Origin of the sequence: Azospirillum sp. TSH64, from assembly GCF_003116035.1 — a bacterium.
Lineage (GTDB): Bacteria > Pseudomonadota > Alphaproteobacteria > Azospirillales > Azospirillaceae > Azospirillum.
The window spans coordinates 1,711,929-1,734,887 of sequence record NZ_LGQW01000015.1 but is presented as its reverse complement, the minus strand read 5'-3'; the positions used below and the strand labels follow the sequence as shown (position 1 = coordinate 1,734,887).

General features: G+C 66.8%; 22 protein-coding genes. 13 read left to right on the top strand and 9 right to left on the bottom strand.

All coding sequences use genetic code 11. The features are described 5' to 3' along the window. The first annotated feature begins 381 nt into the window (after positions 1 to 381). The 8 genes from TSH64_RS09510 (at position 382) to TSH64_RS09475 (ending at position 11,499) form a co-directional block, all read left to right on the top strand. Positions 382 to 1,728 (top strand): AarF/UbiB family protein, encoded by a 1,347-nt coding sequence (locus TSH64_RS09510; protein ID WP_109096532.1) that lies wholly within the window; start codon positions 382 to 384, stop codon positions 1,726 to 1,728. 251 nt (positions 1,729 to 1,979) lie between these two features. Further along, positions 1,980 to 3,701 (top strand): HAMP domain-containing methyl-accepting chemotaxis protein, encoded by a 1,722-nt coding sequence (locus TSH64_RS09505; protein WP_109096531.1) that lies wholly within the window; start codon positions 1,980 to 1,982, stop codon positions 3,699 to 3,701. A 98-nt stretch (positions 3,702 to 3,799) separates the two neighbouring features. Next, the gene (gene queA / locus TSH64_RS09500; protein WP_109096530.1) at positions 3,800 to 4,828 is read left to right on the top strand and encodes a tRNA preQ1(34) S-adenosylmethionine ribosyltransferase-isomerase QueA; all 1,029 of its coding nucleotides are present in this window, start codon (positions 3,800 to 3,802) and stop codon (positions 4,826 to 4,828) included. Next, positions 4,825 to 6,120: a tRNA guanosine(34) transglycosylase Tgt gene (gene tgt / locus TSH64_RS09495; protein ID WP_109096529.1), complete on the top strand. Its 1,296-nt coding sequence runs from the start codon at positions 4,825 to 4,827 to the stop codon at positions 6,118 to 6,120. Before queA ends, tgt begins: the two co-directional genes overlap by 4 nt. Beyond that, entirely contained in the window at positions 6,113 to 6,577 is a 465-nt protein-coding gene (queF, locus tag TSH64_RS09490) for a preQ(1) synthase (RefSeq protein ID WP_109096528.1), read from the top strand. The genes tgt and queF overlap by 8 nt, the downstream gene beginning before the upstream one ends. Next, a complete protein-coding gene (gene queG, locus TSH64_RS09485; protein ID WP_109096527.1) occupies positions 6,564 to 7,652 on the top strand; it encodes a tRNA epoxyqueuosine(34) reductase QueG in 1,089 nt (362 codons plus the stop codon). The genes queF and queG overlap by 14 nt, the downstream gene beginning before the upstream one ends. A gap of 154 nt (positions 7,653 to 7,806) precedes the next feature. Then, positions 7,807 to 8,976 (top strand): GNAT family N-acetyltransferase, encoded by a 1,170-nt coding sequence (locus TSH64_RS09480; RefSeq protein WP_282188146.1) that lies wholly within the window; start codon positions 7,807 to 7,809, stop codon positions 8,974 to 8,976. Between the two features lie 117 nt (positions 8,977 to 9,093). Next, positions 9,094 to 11,499 carry a HAMP domain-containing methyl-accepting chemotaxis protein gene (locus TSH64_RS09475; RefSeq protein ID WP_109096526.1) on the top strand — a complete coding sequence of 802 codons (2,406 nt, stop codon included), beginning with the start codon at positions 9,094 to 9,096 and terminating at the stop codon, positions 11,497 to 11,499. Between the two features lie 51 nt (positions 11,500 to 11,550). Here the strand turns inward: TSH64_RS09475 and TSH64_RS09470 are convergent, their stop codons facing one another. Next, complete coding sequence (locus TSH64_RS09470) at positions 11,551 to 12,027, bottom strand: CYTH domain-containing protein (RefSeq protein WP_109096525.1); 477 nt, start codon at positions 12,025 to 12,027, stop codon at positions 11,551 to 11,553. A gap of 181 nt (positions 12,028 to 12,208) precedes the next feature. Between TSH64_RS09470 and TSH64_RS09465 the strand changes: the two genes are divergently transcribed. Further along, on the top strand, positions 12,209 to 12,433 hold the full coding sequence (locus tag TSH64_RS09465; RefSeq protein ID WP_247872832.1) for a hypothetical protein: 225 nt from the start codon (positions 12,209 to 12,211) through the stop codon (positions 12,431 to 12,433). 22 nt (positions 12,434 to 12,455) lie between these two features. On the opposite strand, the gene TSH64_RS09460 is transcribed toward TSH64_RS09465, so the two are convergent. Continuing rightward, the gene (locus TSH64_RS09460) at positions 12,456 to 12,611 is read right to left on the bottom strand and encodes a DUF3309 family protein (protein WP_042694949.1); all 156 of its coding nucleotides are present in this window, start codon (positions 12,609 to 12,611) and stop codon (positions 12,456 to 12,458) included. 382 nt (positions 12,612 to 12,993) lie between these two features. On the opposite strand from TSH64_RS09460, the gene TSH64_RS09455 reads away from it, so the two are divergent. Continuing rightward, entirely contained in the window at positions 12,994 to 13,317 is a 324-nt protein-coding gene (locus TSH64_RS09455) for a hypothetical protein (RefSeq protein WP_247872831.1), read from the top strand. Between the two features lie 16 nt (positions 13,318 to 13,333). Here TSH64_RS09455 and TSH64_RS09450 read toward each other — a convergent pair whose 3' ends face one another. Together TSH64_RS09450 and TSH64_RS09445 are read right to left on the bottom strand one after the other, a co-directional pair. Beyond that, positions 13,334 to 14,248, bottom strand: coding sequence for a phosphatidylcholine/phosphatidylserine synthase (locus tag TSH64_RS09450; RefSeq protein WP_109096522.1), 915 nt, complete (start codon positions 14,246 to 14,248; stop codon positions 13,334 to 13,336). Then, on the bottom strand, positions 14,245 to 14,985 hold the full coding sequence (locus TSH64_RS09445; RefSeq protein ID WP_109052095.1) for a phosphatidylserine decarboxylase: 741 nt from the start codon (positions 14,983 to 14,985) through the stop codon (positions 14,245 to 14,247). Before TSH64_RS09445 ends, TSH64_RS09450 begins: the two co-directional genes overlap by 4 nt. An 89-nt stretch (positions 14,986 to 15,074) precedes the next feature. On the opposite strand from TSH64_RS09445, the gene TSH64_RS09440 reads away from it, so the two are divergent. Continuing rightward, positions 15,075 to 15,545: a hypothetical protein gene (locus TSH64_RS09440; RefSeq protein ID WP_109096521.1), complete on the top strand. Its 471-nt coding sequence runs from the start codon at positions 15,075 to 15,077 to the stop codon at positions 15,543 to 15,545. A 60-nt stretch (positions 15,546 to 15,605) separates the two neighbouring features. Here the strand turns inward: TSH64_RS09440 and TSH64_RS09435 are convergent, their stop codons facing one another. The 4 genes from TSH64_RS09435 to TSH64_RS09420 form a co-directional block, all read right to left on the bottom strand. Further along, entirely contained in the window at positions 15,606 to 16,694 is a 1,089-nt protein-coding gene (locus TSH64_RS09435; RefSeq protein ID WP_109096520.1) for a BMP family ABC transporter substrate-binding protein, read from the bottom strand. Positions 16,695 to 16,772: 78 nt separating this feature from the next. After that, a complete protein-coding gene (locus tag TSH64_RS09430) occupies positions 16,773 to 17,702 on the bottom strand; it encodes an ABC transporter permease (protein WP_109052092.1) in 930 nt (309 codons plus the stop codon). After that, positions 17,699 to 18,775 (bottom strand): ABC transporter permease, encoded by a 1,077-nt coding sequence (locus TSH64_RS09425; RefSeq protein WP_109096519.1) that lies wholly within the window; start codon positions 18,773 to 18,775, stop codon positions 17,699 to 17,701. The genes TSH64_RS09430 and TSH64_RS09425 overlap by 4 nt, the downstream gene beginning before the upstream one ends. A gap of 27 nt (positions 18,776 to 18,802) precedes the next feature. Next, entirely contained in the window at positions 18,803 to 20,380 is a 1,578-nt protein-coding gene (locus TSH64_RS09420) for an ABC transporter ATP-binding protein (protein ID WP_109096518.1), read from the bottom strand. Positions 20,381 to 20,675: 295 nt separating this feature from the next. On the opposite strand from TSH64_RS09420, the gene TSH64_RS09415 reads away from it, so the two are divergent. Further along, positions 20,676 to 21,569: a folate-binding protein gene (locus tag TSH64_RS09415; protein ID WP_247872830.1), complete on the top strand. Its 894-nt coding sequence runs from the start codon at positions 20,676 to 20,678 to the stop codon at positions 21,567 to 21,569. A gap of 96 nt (positions 21,570 to 21,665) precedes the next feature. Beyond that, positions 21,666 to 22,208, top strand: a complete 543-nt coding sequence (locus tag TSH64_RS09410; protein ID WP_109096516.1) for a PRC-barrel domain-containing protein — start codon at positions 21,666 to 21,668, stop codon at positions 22,206 to 22,208. A gap of 42 nt (positions 22,209 to 22,250) precedes the next feature. Here TSH64_RS09410 and TSH64_RS09405 read toward each other — a convergent pair whose 3' ends face one another. Then, on the bottom strand, positions 22,251 to 22,958 hold the full coding sequence (locus tag TSH64_RS09405) for an ATP12 family protein (RefSeq protein ID WP_109096515.1): 708 nt from the start codon (positions 22,956 to 22,958) through the stop codon (positions 22,251 to 22,253). Position 22,959 lies beyond the last annotated feature (1 nt).

Genomic DNA, 22,959 nt, shown 5'->3' with positions numbered 1-22,959 from the left:
GCGAGGGCTTTCGCAGCGGGCATCTACGGCCCGGATGAAGTCGCCAATCAGGCGAAAGAATTCGGAACTGAAACCTCAGTCATATCGGCCGAACAGATCGGCGTAATCAGGTAAGCGCCGGTGGAGTCATGATCTTACTCACCCTCCCTGGTATCGGTCTCTACTGTTCCGCTCAAGCTAACCGCTTCAACGGTAAGGCGTTTCCGATGCTCGCTCACTTCACCTCGGTGTTGATTACTGTAAGAGGAAGCCTGCGCTCCTTTCACAGAGCTGTCAAGAAAATCGCATGCTGCGTCGCAGCGCCTTTCGGAGGCAGTCCGTCGGCGGTCTCCGAACGGGCGGGGGCTGGCCTTTTGCCGGAGGCGAACCCACCTTGTGGGCATGCCGGAACACGATGAGAACACATGGGGCGGACGGGTCGCGCGGTATGCGCGGGTCGGCACCGCCGTTGGCGGGCTGGCCGCGCGGCTGGCGGGCGAACGCGTGCTGGGAATCCGCGTGGAGCGGGAGCGCCACGCGGCGGAACTGCGGGCCGCACTCGGCGGGCTGAAAGGGCCGCTGATGAAGGTGGCGCAGATCCTCTCGACCATCCCCGACGCCCTGCCGAAGGAATACACCCAGGAACTGGCGCAGTTGCAGGCCGACGCGCCGTCGATGGGCTGGCCCTTCGTCAAGCGTCGGATGGCGAGCGAGCTTGGCCCCAGCTGGCAGTCGCGCTTCCAGAGCTTCGAGCACACCGCCGCCGCCGCCGCGTCGCTGGGTCAGGTCCATAAGGCCATCGGGCCGGACGGGCGGGAGCTTGCCTGCAAGCTGCAATATCCCGACATGGCCTCGGCGGTGGAAGCCGACCTGCGGCAGCTTGGCCTGATCTTCGCGATCTTCGAGCGCACCGACAGCGCCATCTCCACCCGCCAGATCCAGAAGGAGATCGGCGCCCGCCTGCGCGAGGAGCTGGATTACGAGCGCGAGGCGAAGCACACCCGCCTTTATCAGTCCATGCTGGCCGGCACGCCCGGCGTCCATGTGCCGGACGTGGTGCCGGAGCTGTCGAGCAAGCGGCTGCTGACCATGGGATGGGTGCATGGCCGCAAGATCCTGGACTTCGTCGCCGAACATCCGGAGGCGCGCGACGAACTGGCGATGAACATGTTCCGGGCCTGGTATGTGCCCTTCTATAATTACGGCGTCATCCACGGCGACCCGCATCTGGGCAACTACACGGTCCGGCCCGACCGCTCGATCAACCTGCTCGATTTCGGCTGCATCCGCGTCTTCAAGCCCAGCTTCGTCAAGGGCGTGATCGACCTCTACAATGCGCTGCGCACCGACAACCGCGAGCAGGCGGTGGAGGCCTACCGCACCTGGGGTTTCGTCAACCCGTCGAACGAGCTGGTCGACGTGCTGAACATCTGGGCGCGCTTCGTCTATGCCCCGATCATGGAGGACCGCCAGCGCAAGATCGAGGAGACCAACGGCGGCCATTACGGCCGCGAGACGGCGGGCAAGGTCCATGCCGAACTGCGCCGCGTCGGCGGCGTGGAAATCCCGCGGGAGTTCGTCTTCATGGACCGCGCCGCGGTCGGGCTGGGCTCGGTCTTCCTGCATCTGAAAGCGGAGCTGAACTGGTACCAGATGTTCCAGGGGCTGATCCGCGACTTCGACGTGAATGCGCTGGCGGCGCGGCAGGAGGAAGCGCTGACGGCCCAAGGATTGCCTCCAGCGGACTGAGAATAAATCGCAATTACCCCCGGCCGCTCACTCAATGACTGACCAATCAATATAAAGACAAAACCATCCGGAAATCTTTCTGAACCCTGTACGGATTTTTATGGCTTTCTGTTTGAACGCGAACGGAACCGCTCGACAGCATCGTTATTGATCACTTATTCAAAAACAGCATGCCTGACAGCGGGTCCGTCGACCCTCCGCTTCGTCCGGCCTGATCCAAATCAGCGGATTTCAGCGAGGGAAACATAGGAATGTCGATCAAGCGCAGACTGTCGATCGCAATGGCCCTGATTGCAGCCATCCTGCTGTTCTCGATGGCGGCGACCTGGATGACGGTGAGCGAGGAGCACGACTCGCTGAACACCATGGAAAGCTCGTCCGACCGCGTGACCGAAAATGGTCTGGAACTGGTCAAGTCGATCAAGGAAATCCAGATCCACGTCATTCAGGTTCAGCAATGGCTGACCGATGTGTCCGCCACCCGCGGGCTCGACGGGCTGGATGACGGTCCGGCCAAGGCCGCCGAGCATGCCGAAAGGTTCAGGGCCGAGATCGCGCGTGCCGCGGCGCTCGCCTCCACGCTCGGCCTGACCGACATTCAGGAGGCGCTGCGCGAGACGGCAGGCGCGTTCGCCCCTTATTACGACACCGGCAAGCGGATGGCCGAGGCGTTCATCGCCGACGGTCCGGCTGGCGGCAACCGTCTGATGGGCGAGTTCGACAAGACGGCGGAAGCCATCACCGACAGTCTGGAAGCGCTGGTCAGCAAGACCGATACGGCCGCCGCCGCGGAGATCGCCAAGCTGAACCGGTCGATCGACACCGTGCGGGCCGATGTCGATTCGCTGAAGCTGGTGGTGATTGCCGGCGGCCTGATCGGGTTGGCCGCCTGTCTGGGCACCGCCATCATGATGACGCGCGGCGTCACCCGTCCACTGTCCGCCATGACCGACGCGATGCATCGTCTGGCCGACGGCGATACCGCCGTGATCGTGCCGGCTCAAGGTCGATCCGACGAAATCGGAGCCATGGCATCGGCGCTTGTCGTCTTCAAAGGCAATGCCATCGAAAAACGCCGGCTGGAGGAGGAGCAGCGCAACGCCGACCTGCGGGCGGAGGAAGAGCGCATCCAGGCCATGCGCCAACTGGCCGACCGGCTGGAACAGAGAATAGGCGGCATTCTGCGTACGGTCGCCGACGAGGCGCGGGTGCTGCAACAGGCCGCGAAGATGATGACCGACACGGCGGACCAGACCAATCTCCGGTCGGAAGCGGTCGCCGCCGCAACCCAGCAGACATCGGCTAGCGTCGAGACGGTCGCCGCGGCGGCGGAGGAACTGTCGGCATCGGTCGGGGAGATCGGCCGCCAGGTATCGCAGTCGACGGGCATCGCAGAAGAGGCGGTGGAACGCGCACGGCATGCCAACGCCAAGGTCGATGGGTTGGCTGCCGCGGCCCGGCAGGTCGGCGACGTGGTCCAGCTGATCAACTCCATCGCCTCGCAAACCAACCTGCTGGCGCTGAACGCCACCATCGAAGCCGCGCGGGCGGGAGAGGCCGGCAAGGGATTTGCCGTGGTGGCGAGCGAGGTGAAGAATCTCGCCAACCAGACCGGCAAGGCGACGGAGGAGATCTCCGCCCAGATCACCGCCATCCAGGCCGCCACCGGCGAGGCCGTCTCCGACATCCAGGGCATCACGCGCGTCATAGAATCGATGAACGAGATATCATCCGGCATTGCCGGAGCGGTTTCGCAGCAGGCCGCCGCGACCGGGGAGATCGCCCGCAACGCCCAGCAGGCCTCCACCGGCACCCGCGACGTGAACCACAACATCACCGGCGTGTCGGCTGCCGCGGGGGAAACCGGCACCGCCGCCAAGAATGTGCTGAACGCCTCCACCACCCTATCGCAGGAAGCGGTGGCGATGGAGCGTCAGCTTGCCGAGTTCCTGTCGCAGCTGCGCGCGGCGTGAGAAGGCTGCGGATCGGAACGGGGCCGGGCCAGCAGGACTGTGTCCCGTTCCTGTCCCTTCACAACGAGGGGCGGTTCAGTCTATAGCTTGCCCCTCCCATGAAGACCGCCGATTTCGACTTCGACCTGCCGCCCGACCGGATCGCCGAGCATCCCGTCCGGCCGCGTGACGCCGCCCGCCTGCTGGAGGTGGGCTCCACCTTGCGCGACTTCATCGTGCGGGACCTGCCGGCGCTGTTGCAGCCGGGCGACCTGATGGTCGTCAACGACACCCGCGTCATCCCGGCCCGGCTCGACGGCCGGCGCGGCGAGGTGGCGGTGGAGATCACGCTGCACAAGCGGCTGGGCGAACGGGAATGGGCAACCTTCTCCAAACCCGGCAAGCGGCTGAAGCCCGGCGACACCATCGTCATAGCGGATGACTTCAGCGCCGAGGTGATCGCCAAGGACGGCATGGAGGTGCGGCTGCGCTTCTCCGCCGGCGGGGCTGATCTCATGGAGGCGCTGCACCGCCATGGCCGGATGCCGCTGCCGCCCTACATCCGCCGCAAGGCCGACGAGGGCGACAACGCCGATTACCAGACCGTCTTCGCCGCCCGCGAGGGTGCCGTCGCCGCTCCAACGGCCGGGCTGCACTTCACGCCCGACCTGCTGGCGGCGCTGGACGAGCGCGGCGTGCGGCGGGTGCCGGTGACGCTGCATGTCGGGGCCGGCACCTTCCTGCCGGTGAAGGTCGACGACATCGCCGACCACAAGATGCACAGCGAGTGGGGCGAGATCTCAGCCGACACCGCCGCCGCGGTGAACGAGACTCGCAAGGCCGGCGGCCGGATCGTCTCGGTCGGCACCACGGCTCTGCGCATCCTGGAGACGGCGGGCCGGACGGACGGGACGCTGGTCCCCTTCAGCGGCGACACCGACATCTTCATCACCCCCGGCTACCGCTTCCGCATCGTCGATCTCCTGTGGACCAACTTCCACCTGCCGAAATCGACCCTGTTCATGCTGGTCTGCGCCTTCGCCGGCTATGACCGCATGCGGGCGGCCTATGGGCATGCCATCGACACCGACTATCGCTTCTTCAGCTACGGCGACGCCTCGCTGCTGCACAGGACGGACCCAACATGACCGGCATCGGCTTTGACCTTCTGGCGACCGACGGGCGGGCGCGGCGCGGCCGCGTCACCACCGCCCACGGCACCATCGAGACGCCGGCCTTCATGCCGGTCGGCACCGCCGCGACGGTGAAGGCGATGACCACCGACGCGGTGGCCTCCACCGGTGCGGAAATCCTGCTGGGCAACACCTATCACCTGATGCTGCGCCCGACGGCGGAGCGGGTGGCGCAGTTGGGCGGCCTGCACCGCTTCATGAATTGGGACAAGCCGATCCTGACCGACAGCGGCGGCTTCCAGGTGATGAGCCTGTCCGACCTGCGCACCATGTCGGAGGAAGGCGTCACCTTCAAATCGCATCTGGACGGCAGCCGCCACCATTTGACGCCGGAGCGCTCCATCCAGATCCAGCACATGCTGGACAGCAACATCACCATGTGCCTGGACGAATGCACGCCCTTTCCGGCGACGGAGGCGCAGGCCGAATCCTCCATGCGCCTGTCGATGCGCTGGGCGCGGCGCAGCAAGGACGCCTTCGTCGAGCGGCCCGGCTACGGCCTGTTCGGCATCGTCCAGGGCAGCGTCTATCCGGAGCAGCGGGCGGAGAGCGTCGCCGCCCTGACCGACATCGGCTTCGACGGCTACGCCATCGGCGGGCTGGCGGTCGGCGAGGGACAGGAGACGATGTTCCGCGTGCTCGACTTCACCGAGCCGCTGATGGTCAAGGACCGCCCGCGCTACCTGATGGGCGTCGGCCGGCCGAGCGACCTGATCGGCGCGGTGCGGCGCGGCGTCGACATGTTCGACTGCGTGATGCCGACGCGGTCGGGCCGCACCGGTCAGGCCTTCGTCCGCCGCGGCACCATCAACATCCGCAACGCCCGCCATGCCCATGACGAGCGCCCGCTCGATGCCGAGTGCGGCTGCCCGACTTGCCGAAGCTACAGCCGGGGCTATCTGCATCATCTGTTCAAGGCGGACGAGATGCTGGGGCCGATGCTGCTGACCTGGCACAACCTGCATTACTACCAGGACGTGATGCGGACGATGCGGCAGGCCATCGCGGACGGCACCTTCGAGGAGGTCGCCGGCGCCATGGAGGCCCGCATGAACGAGGGCGACATCGAAGCCACCGTGGACCCCATTGCCAAGCCCGGCAAGCCGCCGAAGCAGGGCCGCCCGCCGAAGGCGGCTAAAGACAGCGATCCGCCGAAGGCGGGTAATAACAGTGCTCCGCCGGAGGCGGACAAGGACAGCGCCCCGCCGGAAGCCGAGCGGGTGGCGGAGGAAAAGACCGATGAGTGAGAACATCTATGCCGGCCTGACCCAACTCGGCGGCTCCACAACCCAGCCCAGGACGCCGGAAGAGGCGGTGCTGGAGCGGGTGCCGAACCCGAACCCCGGCACCCCCTACTGTGTGCGCTTCACCGCACCCGAGTTCACCTCGCTCTGCCCGATCACCGGCCAGCCGGACTTCGCCCATCTGGTCATCGACTATGTGCCCGGCGACTGGCTGGTCGAATCGAAGTCGCTGAAGCTGTTCCTGACCAGCTTCCGCAACCACGGCGCCTTCCACGAGGCCTGCACGGTGGGCATCGGCAAGCGGCTGGTGGACGAACTGTCGCCGGTCTGGCTGCGCATCGGCGGCTACTGGTATCCGCGCGGCGGCATCCCGATCGACGTGTTCTTCCAGACCGGGGAGCCGCCCAAGGGCGTCTGGATCCCGTCGCAGGACGTGCCGACCTACCGTGGCCGCGGCTAAGCCCGCTCCGCTGTCTTCCGCCGGCCCGGTGCGGCTGCGGGACGCCATCCGCGACCGCGCGCTGGCGGTGGGGTTCGACGCGGTGGGCTTCGCCCCGGCAGCACTGGGGCCGGAGGCGCGCGAGCGTCTCGCGCAGTTCGTTGCCGAGGGCCGGCACGGCGACATGGGCTGGATGGCCGAGCGCAGCGACCAGCGCAGCCATCCGCAGTCGCTGTGGGACGAGGCGCGCACCGTCATCGCGCTGGGCACCAGCTACGCCCCGCACGACGACCCGCGCCGTCTGGCCGAGCATCCCGACCGCGGCATCGTCTCGGTCTATGCCCGCAACCGCGATTACCACGATCTCGTGAAAGGCCGGTTGAAGACGCTGGCGCAATGGCTGGCGCACCAGACCAAGGCCGGCGTGAAGGTGTTCGTCGACACCGCCCCGGTGATGGAAAAGCCTCTGGCGGCGCAGGCCGGGCTGGGCTGGCAGGGGAAGCACACCAATCTGGTGTCGCGCGACCATGGCTCCTGGCTGTTCCTGGGCGAAATCTACACGACGCTGGAGTTGCCGCCCGACCCGCCGGCGCGTGACCGCTGCGGATCCTGCGACCGCTGTCAGGTCGCCTGCCCGACCGCCGCCTTCCCGGCGCCCTACCAGATCGACGCCCGGCGCTGCATCAGCTATCTGACCATCGAGCACAAGGGGCCGATCCCCGACGACCTCAAGCCGCTGATGGGCAACCGCATCTATGGCTGCGACGATTGCCTTGCCGCCTGTCCCTGGAACAAGTTCGCCCGCGCGACCCTTGAACCCGCCTTCCTGCCGCGTGCGGAACTGACCGCGCCACGGCTGGCCGATCTGGCGCAGTTGGACGATGCCGGCTTCCGGCAGGTGTTCAGCGGCTCCCCGATCAAGCGCATCGGCCGCGACCGCTTCGTCCGCAATGTCCTCGTCGCCATCGGCAACAGCGGCGATCCGTCGCTGAGCCCGGTGGCTGAGGCCCTGGCACAGGACGTCAGCGATGTGGTGCGCGAGGCGGCCGGATGGGCGGCAGCGAGATTGAGCGGCGCGACGGGCACGGGTGCCTGAACGGCATTTTCTCCACACGGTCACCGTCCTCCGCTCACCCTGTTGCCGCCAACGCTGTTTCATTGTCATATGAACAGGCTCGCATCCTTGCTGCACGAAGCCCGCGCGGCGGTCCCGCCGGCCGCTCAACGAGTGGAGGCCGGTCGTCACCCTCATCGCCCACCATCATGAGTACGGGCCGGCCCAGCCGGAGGAGTTGAGCGCCGTCGCCCGGTTGGCGCGGCTCGGCTTCGGGCTGTCGCGCGACCTGTTCGACCGCTACGCCGGCCTGTTCGGCATGGACAGCATCCGCGTCCTGCGCGTTCCGCGGTCCACCGGAACCACGCTGGCCGCCTGCGCCGCTTTTTGGACGATGAACCAGTGGTTCGGCGGCCGGCCGGTCCCGGTGCAGGCCATCGCCATGGTGGCGGTCGATCCAGCCCTGCGCGGCAGCGGATTTGGCAATGCGCTGATGCAGGCCCTGCTGAGGGAGGGACGCCAAGCCGGGGCGGCATTGGCGGTGCTCTGCCCGGCGACCCTTCCCTTCTACCGTCGGCTCGGCTTTGGCCGTGGCGGCGTCACCTGCCGCTGGAGCGCACCGCCGTCGGCCTTTGCACAATCGGGGGCTGCCGCAAGCGGCTTGTGGCCGGCGGACCCGCTCGACGCCGTGCCGTTGGCGATGCTCCGCCAACCTCTGCTGAAGGAGCAGAACGGCCTGCCGGAGAGGACCGAGGCGCTGTGGACGCTCGCTCTCTGCCCGGACTGCGAGCCGTCGGAGCTTTACCGCAATCAGGATGGTTACATCGCGGTGACGCCGCCGCTGGATCGGCGCCTCGACGTCGCCGATCTCTGCCTGCCCTCCGCGCGGTCGCTGAAACCGGTCATGACCATGCTGGCCGGTTTCAGGGCTCAAGTGGACCGGGTGACATGGCGCGGCGGTCCGAATGACCCGCTTGCGCTGCTTGCCGGCGATGGTGTGGCGCTGGAATGCCGCGAGGAGTGGCTGGTCCGTCCCCTCGATGTCGGCATGGCCTTGGAGGCGAGAGGTTACTCAACTGACATACAAGAGTATGCCATTTTTGAGATAAATGATGATTCTATTTTTGGCAATTGCGAGCGTCACCACCTTGAGGTTGTCAGCTCTGTTGGAAATATCTCGAAAACAGAGCAAGTCCTTGATCCGCCGGCTCGGATCGGCACCGCGGCTTTCGCCAGTCTGTTCACGGGGCATGCAAGCGCTCGCACACTTTGGAGAGCTGGTTTGCTTCATGGTGAAGAAAAGATGATCGACCGTTTGCACCGCCTATTTCGCGGCGCACCGTGCTGGATGCCCGACCGCTTCTGAAATAAGTGGGATTCCTGACTTGAATCAAACCGGACATAAAGCGTCCTGTGGTTCAATCGTCCCAATGAACGGGGAGAAGCATCGCCACTTGCGATGCCATCGGGGAGTCCATAATCCATGACGATCGGAACGCGGATCGCACTTGGCTTTGCCGCCGTGCTGCTCCTGACGGTTGGCGTGGCGTTCGTCGGCTGGAACAGCCTGAGCACCTACGCCGAACGGGTCGGTCTGGAAGCCCATACCGCCGACCTCGACACGAGGCTGAAGTCGGTGCGGCTGGAGGAAGCGCGATTCGTCACCGAACGCGACGCCAAGGCCGCGACCAATGTCCCGGGCATGCTGGACGCCCTGCAGGCCGAAGCGCAGCAGACGCGCGCCGCCCTGACCGACGGCGAAGGACGCCGGCTCCTGGACGAGGTGCTGTCCGGCATCGACGGCTACCGCGCCGCCTTCAACAATTTCGTCGCCCAGGACGGTGAGGCGCACGCCCGCACCGCCAGCATGGAAATGCGCGCCCGTGCCCTGCGTGAGATCGCCGAGAAGATCGGCAAGCAGCAATCGGAGCGCTATGACCTGAATATGGCCAGCAAGCGCGACGCCGACACCGAGCTGCGCCACAGCATGGACACGGCGGAGCGCGCGAACCGTGTCATCGAGCGGGTGCTGGAGGTCCGGCGCCAGCAGAGCGATCTGCGCCGCAACGCCGATCAGGCCCTGGCGGACCGCATCGTCGCGGCGCTGGACGAGCTGGTGCAGATCACCGACACCGTCGCCAAGGACCTCGTCGGTACCAATGACGAGGAATCCGCCGCACGGATCGCCGGCGACGCCCGCGCCTACCATGACACCGTGCGCGCCCTGCACGGCAAGGGCATCGCCGCACTGACCGAGGTCGGCGTGGCCGCCGGTCTGGACGAGGCCGCCCGCGGCGTGCAGGAGCGGGCCGTGGAACTCCAGAAGAACCAGGCCATGGTGACCGAAGCGCTGACCGAAGCCTCGAAATACGCCCAAAGCGAGGTGAACGAGGCCGTCATGCTGCGCGGTCTGGCGATGCGGCTGGTGCAGGACGCCCAATCGGCGATGCTGGCCCAGCGCGATTTCCTGCTGACCGGCTCGGCGGACGCCAAAGTCGCGGCCGCCGCCGCGGTGAAGGAGATCCTGACCATCGCCGGACAGGCCGGTGCCGTCCTGGTCGATCGGGAGGGGCGGGCGCTGATCGCCGCCATCACCGAGGCCGCCCGCGCTTTCGATTCGGAATTCACCGCGCTGTCCTCCGCCGTCGCCAAGCAGCACGACGCTTCGGCGGCGATGGCCAAGGCATCGGCCGCGGTCAGCGGTCAGGTTGGCCGACTGGTCACTCTGCAGCGCGAGGATCGCGAGGCCGGCCGCGCCAGCGCCGGCATGGTGATCGCCATCGGTGCGGCGGTGGCGCTGCTGCTGGGCGCACTGATGGCCTGGATCATCGACCGCGCCATCACCCACCCGCTGCACGCCATGACCGGCGCCATGGGCCGGCTCGCCGAAGGCGACCTGAGCGTCGACATTCCCGGTGGCGACCGCAAGGACGAGCTGCGCAACATGGCCGCCGCCATGACCATCTTCAAGGACAACGCCCTGGAGATGCGGCGGATGGAGCGCGAGCGGGAGGAGATGCGCGTCCAGATCGACGCCGACCGCCGCCGGACGATGAACGAATTCGCCAACGGCTTTGAACAGGCGGTGTCGGGCGTGGTGACCTCGCTGACCGAATCGGCCGGCTCGCTGGGCCGCGATGCTCAGGAGATGTCGTCTGATGCGGCGCTGACCACCGCGAAATCCACCGCCGTCGCCACCGCCTCGCAGCAGGCGACCGCGAACGTGCAGACCGTCGCCGCGGCGGCGGAACAGCTGTCGGCATCCATCGCTGAAATCTCGCGTCAGCTGAACGCCAGTTCCGCCACCGCGTCGGGGGCCGCCGACAAGGCGGTGCAGACCAACAGCATCGTCGAGGGTCTGTCGATGGCCGCCGAGCGCATCGGTCAGGTTGTCGGCCTGATCGGCGAGATCGCCGAGCAGACCAACCTCCTGGCGCTCAACGCCACCATCGAAGCCGCCCGCGCCGGCGAGGCCGGCAAGGGCTTCGCCGTGGTGGCGACCGAGGTTAAAAACCTCGCCGGCCAGACCGCCAAGGCGACCGAGGAGATTTCCGCCCAGGTCGCCGAGATGCAGACCGCCACCACCAGCGCGGTGGAGGCCATCCGCACCATCTCCGACGCCGTGACCGCGATCAGCGGCACGGTGACGGACATCGCGCTCGAAATGGAACAGCAGGGGAGCGCCACGCGCGAGATCGCCCAGAATGTCCAGCAGGCGGCAGAAGGCACCCAGCAGGTGATGCGCAACATCGCCGAGGTGACGACCGCCGCCACCAAGACTGGCGGCGCCGCCGATGCGGTTCTGGATGCCAGCCGCACTCTCGCGACCCAGGCCGACCGCCTGCGTGGCGAGGTTCAGGGTTTCCTGAACAAGGTGCGCACGGCCTGACCCACTCTGCTGGCTTATCGCCGCTCTGGTCGCGCCCGCACACGCGACCTTTCAGGCGGCGGCGGACCAGCGCCGGATCGGCGCACGGGAAAGGGCGGAGTTGCCATAGGCACGCAACGTGGTGACCTCCGCACCGATCCAGTCCGGCAGCGGCACCGTCTGGTCAGGGGTCTCCAACTCGACCTCCGCGATGACGAGGCCGGAATTCTCGCCGTCGAAGACGTCGATCTCCCAGCACAGGCCGTCCTGGCGATGGCGGTAGCGTGTCTTTTCGATCACCCGGCCTTCGCAGCCGTGGAGAAGAAGCTGGCGTGCGAAATCCAGGTCCAGCGGATGCTCCACCTCGTCCCGGCACGCTCCACGCTTCAGCGATTTGATGGTGAGAGTCGCCCGGTCTTCCGCGATGCGGACGCGGACCGTGCTGGCGCCGTCGGACGGCAGGTATCCCTGGACCATTCGGACGCCATTCCGGCAGAGATGCCGGACATCCTTGCGGACGAGAAAGCGCCGCTCGATTTCCAGTGCCATGGCTAGGCCCTTCGGACGATCTTGTCGACGACCCTAGCCGAAAGTCCCCACCGGCTTCAACCTCGTTGCCCTGTGTGCAGCGCAACCGAGGCTGCATGCATGCGCATTATGACGTGACGATCGGTCGCAACAGACTGGAGATCGATGCTATCGTCGGAGGATGAATGCCGATCTTTCCGCCATGATTCCCTGGGCCGCGATCCCCTGGCTGATCCTGTTCGCCTTGTACGGGCTGCCGCTGCTGCATGTGGCTTTGTCGCGCCGGGGTGGCGGCTGGCGGCCGCCGGCCGGGTCGCGCTGCCCCTTCGGGCCGCGCGCCGGGTGGCTGGTGATGGTGCTGATGCTGGGACCGGTCGGATGGCTGATGTTCGCACTCCGCCGGCCCCGCCGCCCATCGGGCAGATAGCATCAGACCGACAGGGTGCGGATCAGATCCGACCCATCAGCAGCAGAACGATCAGAACGATCAGCAGCACGCCGAGGATGCCGCTGGGACCATAGCCCCAGCCGCGGCTGTGCGGCCAAGCCGGAACGGCGCCGAGAAGCATCAGAATGAGGATGATGAGCAGAATGGTGCCGAGCATGGCCCTCTCCCTTATGATGGAGCATTTGTGACGGACAAGCGGAACCTCAACGGGATCCCCTGGACTTTGTTCCTGTCCGGCTCGAACGTGACGGTTTGCCACCACCAAGGAGGGATGCCGCCCCACCGGCGCTCCCCGAACGCGACACGTCCGATCTTTCGGCGAGTTCGTCCCTGTTGACGGACGGCGGCGGGCCGCTTAGGCTCCTGTCCATGAACGTGCATCGCATCGACGGCATTCTGCGAATTAGCGGCCCGGTTCTCCTTTGAGAGCCGGGGATTTCGCTCGTCCAGTCCGCAGAACCGTCTGAAGGCCCGATCACGCCATGTCCAGCACCCTGACCACCGATTCCGCGCATAGCCATTCTTCAAAAGCCGCCCCCGTGTCCGCTTCGGACGCGCGTGTCACCGCACCCGGCCGCCGGGTCGTCTTCTCCCTGGTGGCCGACGCCGATCCCGGCACCCTGCCCCGCGTTCTGGAATATGTCGCCAAGCGCGGCCTGGTCCCGCTGGCCCTGCACAGCCGGCTGACCGGCGACATGCTCGACATCGCCATGGAGATCGGCGATCTGCCCCAGGCGGAAACCGACCATGTCGGCCGGTGCCTGGGACAAATCCCGATGGTGGTGCGCGTCAGCGTATCAGAGCTGGCTGCCGAGGCGGCTGTGGCAGCCGAGCGGTTTGCGGAACTGGTCGCGGCAGAATAAGAAAAGGGGAAGCCGGTCAGACCGGCTTCCGCGCCTCGTCCTCGGGCGTCACGGCTTCCGAAGCCTGAGCCTGCACCTCGGTCCCCTGCATCTCCGGCGGCTCGCCGATCTCCGTGCGCATAAGTTCCGCAGCCCGTTGCAGCTTGCGGAACTGGGCGATGGAGAATGGCAGGCTGACCATATAGGCGATGCCGACGATGGACAGTGTCCACCAGGGCTGGCTGACCATCATCGCGGCGAGCAGCCCGACGCCGGCCAGGGCCGGCACCACCCAATGGGCCGGAACCCGGGCACCCTTGAAGGAGAAGGTCGGCAGGATGCTGACCATCAGCCCGCCGATCAGCAGGGTCCACGGCACGATGACGGCCGGATGGCCGGGGAACTCCGGACCGATCTCGAACCCCAGGATCATCGGCAGCAGGACGAGGCCGGCACCGGCCGGCGCCGGAACGCCGGTGAAGTAGTTGTAGGCCCAGGGCGGCAGGTCGACCACGCCGAGCCGCGAGTTGAAGCGCGCCAGCCGCAAAGCGCAGCACACGGCATAGGCCATGGCGGCGATCCAGCCCAGGCTGCCCGCGCCGTTCAACCCCCAAAGATACATCATGAAGGCCGGGGCGACACCGAAGCTGATGGCGTCGGACAGGCTGTCCAGTTCCGCCCCGAACTTGCTCTGCCCGTTCAGCAGGCGGGCGATCCGGCCATCCAGCGCATCCAGGATGGCGGCGATGACGATGGCGATGACCGCCGGCTCCCACCGCTCCTGCATGGCGAATCGGATCGCGGTCAGGCCGGAGCAGAGCGCCAGCACCGTCAGGACGTTCGGCAACAGGTGGTTGATCGACAGCCCTTTCAGCCGCGGGTGCGGCCGGCCGGGACGGCGCGCCCGGTGTGGGCGGAAGATCTGCTGGCGGAAGACGGGCGGTCGTTTCATCGCCGCACATCCCCCTGCCGCTGCGCTTCGGTCCCGTCCAGGTCGGCCAGGATCGTCTCGCCGCCGATGGCGGTCTGGCCGACGCAGACCAGCGGGGCGACGCCGTCGGGCAGATAGATGTCGGTGCGGCTGCCGAATCGGATCAGGCCGAAGCGCTCGCCCGCCTTCACCTGCTGCCCGGCCTTGACCCACCACAGGATGCGGCGCGCCACCAGGCCGGCGATCTGGACATAGGCGATCTCGCGCCCGTCCGGCAGGCGATGGCGGAAGGCCATCCGCTCGTTCTCGTCGCTCGCCTTGTCCAGCGCGGCATTGACGAAGGTGCCCTTGTGGTATTCGGCGGCCACGATGGTGCCGTCGGCCGGCACGCGGTTGACATGGACGTTGAACACGTTGAGGAACACGCTGATCCGGGTCAGCGCCTTGTCCCCCATGCCGAGCTCCTTGGGCGGAACCGCCTGGACGATCATGGTGACGCGCCCGTCGGCGGGGCTGACCAGCAGTCCGGGCCGCGTCGGCGTCACCCGGTCGGGATCGCGGAAAAAGTAGGCGCACCACAGGGTGAGCACCAGGCCGATCCAGCCGAGCGGCGCCCAGACGGCGAGACCCAGGATCAGGGAGACCACCGCGAAACCGGCGATGAAGGGCCAGCCGGCTCGGTGGATGGGGACGACGACGGTATCGATGGCGGACATCGCCTGCTTTCTTCGTATTTTCAGACCACAGCGAACAGCCATTCTAGCTGTGCGTTGCAAGCCTTTACAGAATTTTAGCGGGCGGAGCCCATGCTGTCGTCTCCATTGCCCCTGAAGCCGAGCGTGCCGCCTTGTCCGTTCCCGATCTGAAGACCATTCAATCGCTGGCCGAAGTGCCGGACGGCGCCCTGCCCATCAATCCCGGTTCGATCGAGATGACGTCCGAGGGCGTTCTCGGCATCGCCAAGCCGCCCCGTCCCTGCAAGCTGACCTTCATGGCCGACGGGCTGCCCTTCAACGTCGCCGTCCGGCATGAAGGGCCGGAGGACGGCGGCGGCTCGATCTGCCAGATCTGGGCGGATGTCGGCCACGTGCCCTACACGGCCCAGGCTCCGGAGCGCCGCCGCGCCCTGCTGGCGGTCCTGCGCGGGATCGAAGGACTGCCGCATGTCCGCTTCATCGTTCAGGGCGGACAGAAGATCATCCTGTTCTCGGAAATCCGGCTGGAACACCACGCCTCGCCCGAGGACCTGTTCCACCAGACCATCCTGGTCCTGCAGGAAGCGCGTCCGTTCCTGCGCCTGCTGGGCGAGTATCTGTAAAAACGGACGGCGCTTCCGACCGGAGATTATCACCCCCCGGTCGGAAGCGCCGTACGACGCTTACTTCGGAACCTTGCCCTGCACGCCTTCGACGTACCAGTCCATCTTCAGGATCTGCTCGTCGGTGGCGGACTTGCCTTCCGGGATCACGACCTTGCCGGACTGGTCCTTGACCGGACCCTGGAAGGAGTGGCGTTTGCCGGACACGATGTCGGCCTTGATCTGGTCGGCCATCTTCACGACGTCGGCCGGAATCGCCGGGTTGTAGGGGGCCAGCTCGACCATGCCGGTGCTGATGCCGCCCCAGGTGTCGATCGGCTTCCAGCTGCCGTCGAGAACCGCCTTCACGCGGTCGACATAGTAGCCGTTCCAGTCCTCGACGATCGCGGTCAGGTGCGACTTCGGACCGAAGCGGGTCATGTCGGACGACTGGCCGACCGACCACAGCCCGCGCTCCTGCGCGGTCTGGATCGGGGCGGGGCTGTCGGTGTGCTGGACAATGATGTCGGCACCCTGGTCGATCAGCGCCTTGGCCGCCTCGGCTTCCTTGCCGGGATCGTACCAGCTGTTGACCCAGACCACGCGGACCTCGGCCTTCGGGTTCTGCTCGCGCAGCGCGATGGTGAAGGCGTTGATGCCGCCGACCACCTCGGGAATCGGGTAGGAGCCGATGTAGCCGATGATGTTCGACTTGGTCATCTTGCCGGCGATGGCGCCCACCACCGTACGGCCCTCATAGAAACGGCCGGAATAGGTCGCGACGTTCTCGGCGCGCTTGTAACCGGTGGCATGCTCGAACTTCACGTCGGGATGGCGCTTGGCCACCTTCAGCGTCGGGTTCATGAAGCCGAAGGAGGTGGTGAAGATCAGCTTGTGGCCGCTGGCCGCCAGCTGCTCGATCACGCGCTCGGCGTCGGCGCCTTCCGGCACATTCTCGACGAAGGTGGTGGTGACCTTGTCGCCCAGCGCCTTCTCCACGGCCAGACGGCCCTGGTCGTGCTGATAGCTGTAGCCATGGTCGCTGACCGGGCCGACATAGACGAAGCCGACCTTCAGCTTCTCCTGCGCGAAGGCGGAGCCCATGCCGGCACCCAGCCCCACGCTCAGCGCGATCGCGGCACCGGCCAGACCCAGCACCGTCTTGCCCATCGTCCTTCTGTTCACGTCGACGCTCCTTATTCTTGATGTCGTGAGATATGGGCTTTGTTTCGTTTTCAAAACGACGCGTCAAGCATCGGGATGAAACAGTTTTCCCAGACAGGCCGGCGCGTTCAGGCGGATGCGGGCGACGTCCCGCGAAATCAGCACCAGGACCAGAACGGTAGCCAGATACGGCAGCATCGACAAGAGCTGCGACGGCACGTCGATGCCCAGCCCCTGGACATGCAGCTGCAGGATGGTGACGCCGCCGAACAGCCAGGCGCCGAGCATGGCGCGCACCGGCTTCCAGGTGGCGAAGACCACCAGCGCCAGCGCGATCCAGCCGCGGCCCGAAGTCATGTTCTCCGCCCACATCGGCGTGTAGTCCATCGACAGGAAGGCACCGCCCAGCCCGGCCATGGCGCCGCCGAACAGCACGGCGAAAAAGCGGATGCGCAGGACCTTGTAGCCCAGCGCATGGGCGGCCGTGTGGTTCTCCCCCACCGCGCGCAGGACGAGACCGGCGCGGCTGCGGTAGAGGAACAGGTGGACCAGCGGCACGGCGGCGACCGCCAGATAAACCATGATGTCCTGGCCGAACAGCGCCTGCCCCACCACCGGCAGGTCGGTCAGGCCGGGGATGTGGAGCTTGGGCAGGCCCTCCAGCGGAATGCCGACGAAGCCCTGCCCGATCAGCGCCGACAGGCCGACGCCGAACAGGGTCAGCGCGAGCCCGGTCGCCACCTGGTTGGCGAGCAGGAACAGGGTCAGCACGGCAAACAGCGAGGCGGTGGCGGCGCCGGCGAAGGCCGCGACGAGGAAACCGGTGACGGGGCTGCCGGTCTGAACCGTGACGGCGAAGCCGCAGACGGCGCCGACCAGCATCATGCCCTCGACACCCAGGTTGAGGACACCCGACTTCTCGACCACCAGCTCGCCCAAGGCGGCGAACAGCAGCGGCGTCGCCGCCGCGAACATTGCGGCCAGGATCGGGCCGATCAAGGCAAGGTCGCTCATGCCGCGGCCCTCCGCGCACCGAAGCGGACCCGATAGCGGATCAGCACGTCGCTCGCCAGCAGGAAGAACAGAAGCATGCCCTGGAACACTCCGGTGATGGCCTTGGGCAGGCCCATGGCGATCTGCGCCGCCTCGCCGCCGATGAAGGACAGCGCCATCAGCAAGGCCGCCAGCAGGATGCCGACCGGATGCAGCCGGCCGAGGAAGGCGACGATGATGGCGGTATAACCGTAGCCGGGCGAGATGCTGGCGGTGATCTGGCCGATGGGCCCGGCGACCTCGCCCATGCCGGCAATGCCGGCCAGCGCCCCCGACAGCAGCAGCGTCAGCCAGACGATTCGCTTCTGGTCGAAACCGGCATAGCCGGCGGCGGCCGGGGTCAGCCCGATCACCTTGATCTGGAAGCCGATGAAGGTCCGGGCGATCAACAGCCAGCCGCCCGCCACCGCCAGCAGGGCAAGCAGCGCGCCGAAATGGACGCGGGTCCCGGCCCACAGGATCGGCAGCGTGGCCTCGGCCTCGAACAGCCGCGATTCGGGGAAGGCGAAGCCGTCGGGATCGCGGAATGGGCCATGGACCAGATAGTTCAGCAGCAGCAGCGCCACGTAATTCAGCATCAGGCTGGTCAGGATCTCACTGGCGTTGAAGCGCAGCCGCAGAAAGGCCGGTACCGCCGCCCAGACCGCCCCGCCGACGGCTCCGCCGATCACCATCATCGGCAACAGCCACCAACCGCCCTCGCCATAGAAGGCAAGCGCCAGCCCGCCGCCGGTGATGGCGCCCAGCGTCAGCTGCCCTTCGGCGCCGATGTTCCAGACATTGGCGCGGAAGCCGATGGCGAGCCCGACGGCGCACAGCACCAGCGGCGTCGCCTTCACCACCAGTTCGCCGATACCGCGGACCGAGGTCACGGGCGCGACGAAAAAGGAATAAAGCGCCTTCAACGGGTCGAAGCCCATCGCCAGGAACAGGATGAAGCCGCTGAGCAGGGTCAGCGCCACCGCCAGAAGCGGCGTGACGTAGACCATGGTCTTCGACGCCTGCCCGCGCGGTTCAAGACGGATGAAGCTCATGCGGCGTCTCCGGTGCTCAAAAAACCATCAGACCGCACGCGTGATCTCCCCGTCTTCGTCCGGCGGCGTGCCGAACAGGCCGCCCATCAGCAGGCCGATGCGCTCCACCGTCGTCTCGTGCGTCGGCCGGCTGTCGGACAGGCGGCCATGGAACAGCACGGAAATCCGGTCGCTCAGCACGAACAGCTCATCCAGATCCTGGCTGATGACCAGCACCGCCGCACCCGACCGCGCCAGATCGATCAGCGCCTTGTGGATCGCCGCGGCAGCACCTGCATCGACACCCCAGGTCGGTTGGCCGACCACCAGAAGCTTGGGCTTCTGCAGGATTTCGCGGCCGATGATGAATTTCTGCAGATTGCCGCCCGACAGCGACCGCGCTTCCGCCCGATGACCGTGCGCCACGACGTTGAAGCCGCGGATGATCGTCTCGGCGTAGGCGCGGGCGCGGGCGAAATGGACCATGCCGCCGCGCACCAGCGGCTCGCGGGCATAGCCGGACAGCAGCGCGTTCTCCGACAGGCTCAGTTCCGGCACCGCACCGCGGCCCAGCCGCTCCTCCGGCACGAAGGCGAGGCCGAGCGTCCGGCGGGCCCGCGGTCCCAAATGCCCGGCCGAGGTTCCCTCGATCACCACGGCGTCGGCGTCGGCGAGCAGAACCTCGCCGCTCAAGGCCGCCATCAGTTCCGCCTGCCCGTTTCCGGCCACACCGGCGATGCCGAGAATCTCGCCCCCCCGCACCTCGAAATTGACGTCCTTCAGATTGGTGGCGAAGGGGTTGTCGGAGGTGGTGGACAGGTGGCGCACCGTCAGGCGGGCAACGCCGGCCACACCCTGCGGCGGTCGCTCGGGGGTGGACAGTTCCGCCCCCATCATCATCTCGGCAAGGCTGCGCGCGGTCTCCTGCCGCGGGTCGGCGGCACCCACAACCTTGCCGGCGCGCAGCACGGTGGCGCGGCTGCACAGGGCGCGGATTTCCTCCAGCTTGTGCGAGATGTAGAGGATCGTGCAGCCCTCCGCCGCCAGGACGCGCAGCGTCTCGAACAGCTTGGCCGCCTCCTGCGGCGTCAGGACGGAGGTCGGCTCGTCCATGATCAGCAGCTTCGGATCCTGCAGCAGGCAGCGCACGATCTCCACCCGCTGGCGCTCGCCCACCGACAGGTGGAAGACATGGCGGCCGGGGTCCAGCGCCAGACCGTAGCGTTCCGACACCTCGCGGATACGGCCGGCGAGCTGATCCATCGGTCCGGCATTGTCGAGGCCGAGCGCGATGTTCTCGGTCACCGTCAGCGTGTCGAACAGCGAGAAATGCTGGAACACCATGCCGATGCCGAGACGGCGCGCACCGGCCGGGTCGGGAACAACCGTTTCCGCCCCCTGCCACAACATGGTTCCGGCATCCGGGTGCAGCACCCCGTAGATCATCTTGACCAGGGTCGACTTGCCGGCCCCGTTCTCACCCAGAAGCGCATGGATCTCGCCCGGTTGCAGGACGAGATCGACATGGTCGTTGGCCAGACAGCCGGGGAATCGCTTGGTGATGCCGCGCAGCTCCAAACGGGGCGGCGGAGCGTCCGGGGGGTAGGTCTCGGCGTGCGAAGGCAAGGAGGAGCAATCCGGAAAAAGGTCAAACCTGTATGGCATTGCCAAAGCCGTGCCACCGCTACCAACAGAGTAATCCGGCGGCACCACCGGCCGTCAACAACCGATCCTCTGCCCAACGGTGATGCATCTGCCGCTTTGGTCATCATGCCACAGTCGGCTCCCGCAACCCAGCCCTTCGCCCAGCTCATTGCCAGGGCATTGCAGTGCGGCAAGCCCTTGCCAGCCGGGCCGTTCCGCCCAACACTTCAGTCGATTGGATGATGTGGAGGCGAGGATGTCGGCGGGTTACGCAGTTTTGGACCAGCGGAGCGTGGTGGCGGTTACGGGCGAGGACCGCAAGGCGTTCCTGCAAGGGCTGGTGTCCAACGACGTGCTGCGGGTCACGCCGGACCGTGCCGCCTATGCCCTGTTCCTGACGCCGCAGGGCAAGTTCCTTCATGATTTCAACTTGATCGAGTCGGGAGCAGAATCGGACGCCGTGCTGCTGCTGGACCCGGAGACGGAGCGCCGCGCCGACCTGTTGCGCCGGCTGAAGATGTACAAGCTGCGCTCGAAAATCGCGCTGGAGGACCGGACGGAGCAGCTTCGCGTGGTCGTCGCCTTCGGGGCCGGCGCGCTGGAGGCGCTGGGCCTGCCGGACGAACCGGGTGCGGCACGGGCTTTCGCTGGCGGCGTCGCCTTCACCGACCCGCGGCTGCCGGCGCTGGGGGCCCGCCTATTTCTGCCGGCGGACGGGCTTGCGGCATTGGAGGCAGCCGGTCTGGCGCCGCGCGAGGCCACAGACTACGACCGGCATCGCCTGTCGTTCGGCATCCCCGACGGCACGCTGGACCTGATCCCGGAGAAATCGATCCCGCTGGAAAGCCGGATGGACGCGCTGAACGCCATTTCCTGGGACAAGGGCTGCTACATGGGGCAGGAGCTGACCGCCCGCACCAAATACCGCGCCCTGATCAAGAAGAAGCTGTTTCCGGTCACCGTCGACGGCCCGATGCCGGACGCCGGCACTCCGGTGACGCTGGACGGCAAGGACGTCGGCGAAATGCGCAGTGGCCGCGACGGCGCCGCGCTCGCTTTGCTGCGGCTGGAGGATGTGCAGCGCGCGGCCGAGAGCGGACTGAGCTTTCAGGCAGGGCCGGCGGTTCTGACGCCGCGCGAACCTGGGTGGGACCATACCACGAAGGGTTAGTCACACACCGAAAGAGTTCCCGGAAGGAGTGATCAAACGGGCTTCGCTCCTGTTGTTGTGATGTCTTCAGACACAACGACATAAGGAGCCACCCTCATGCGTCGCACCCTGATCGTCACCGCCGCCTCGCTGGCTCTCATGACGGGCGTCGCCGTCGCGCAGACCTCGTCGCCGACCGTGGGCAATCCGTCCTCGTCCACGTCCAGCATGTCGAACACCGCAACGCCGGACAGCACCACCAACAGCAGCATGACCAAGTCCGGCCCGACGGGCGGCCAGCTCGCCAGCGCCGACGAACTGATCGGCAAGAACGTCTATGGCCGCGACAACAACAAGATCGGCGAGGTTGACGACGTCATCCTCGACGGCACCGGTCAGGCCAAGCAGCTGGTGATCAGCTCGGGCGGCTTCCTCGGCATCGGCGAGAAGCAGGTCGCGGTCGATTACAGCGCCGCCAACTGGGATTCTCAGAACAACCGCCTGAACCTCGCCGGCATGAGCCGAGACGACGTCAAGGCGATGCCGGACTTCAAGTACGACGACACCATGACGTCGCTGAACAAGAACCGCAAGCCGGCGGAGAAGGAAACGGTCGCCCCGGGCGCCGCCCCGACGACCGGCACCACCACGGCGAAGTAAGGGCTGCTTGCGATTCGAGGTGGGGGCATCCGCCCCCGCCCTTCAGCCCCGCAGCAAATCCACGAAGCGCCGACAGGCCACGATCTCCGCGCGAACGTTCGTGCGGCGTTTCGTGGCCTCTGCGTCTTCACCCCACTGCTCGATCTGGTAGGTTTCGTCCAGCTGCGAGACATCGAACGCTTCCTCGGCGCTGAGACGGCCTTCCAGCAGAGCAAGCGCGACGATGATCGATCCGCAGACGCCGGTCGCGGTCTGAAGCGCCGACAGATACCAGTCGTCCGTCTGCTCCACCACCCGGCGCAGGGCGGCCAGAGCCTCGTCCGGCTGCGGCTTGGGCATCAGCCCGGCGCAGACATGAAGCGGCGCGTCATAAGTCAGCGCTGCCCAATCCAGCAGAGGCTGCCAGAGCCGGGCCTGCCGCTCCACCAGCGGCTGGGGATGTTCGGCGCGATAGCACAACAGGTCGGTTTCGGCATAGGCGCTGATGGCGGGAACAATCTCCGGCCGCTTCACCGGGATCAGATCAACGGCGGTGCTCGACAGCTGCATCAGCGGCATGGAATGGGCGTCGATCTGGTCGCCCTGCGCCGCCCATTCGTCAGCCACGCCCTGGGCCAGCGGCAGGCTCGGGAAGACCAGCGGCGCCTTGGCGGGGCTGCGCACGGGGCGGCCGTCCAGCTCGACCCGGAAACCGCCCTCGGTCTCGCCCCCAACCTTGCCGACGCCCGCCGCCTTGTAGAAACGCTTCATC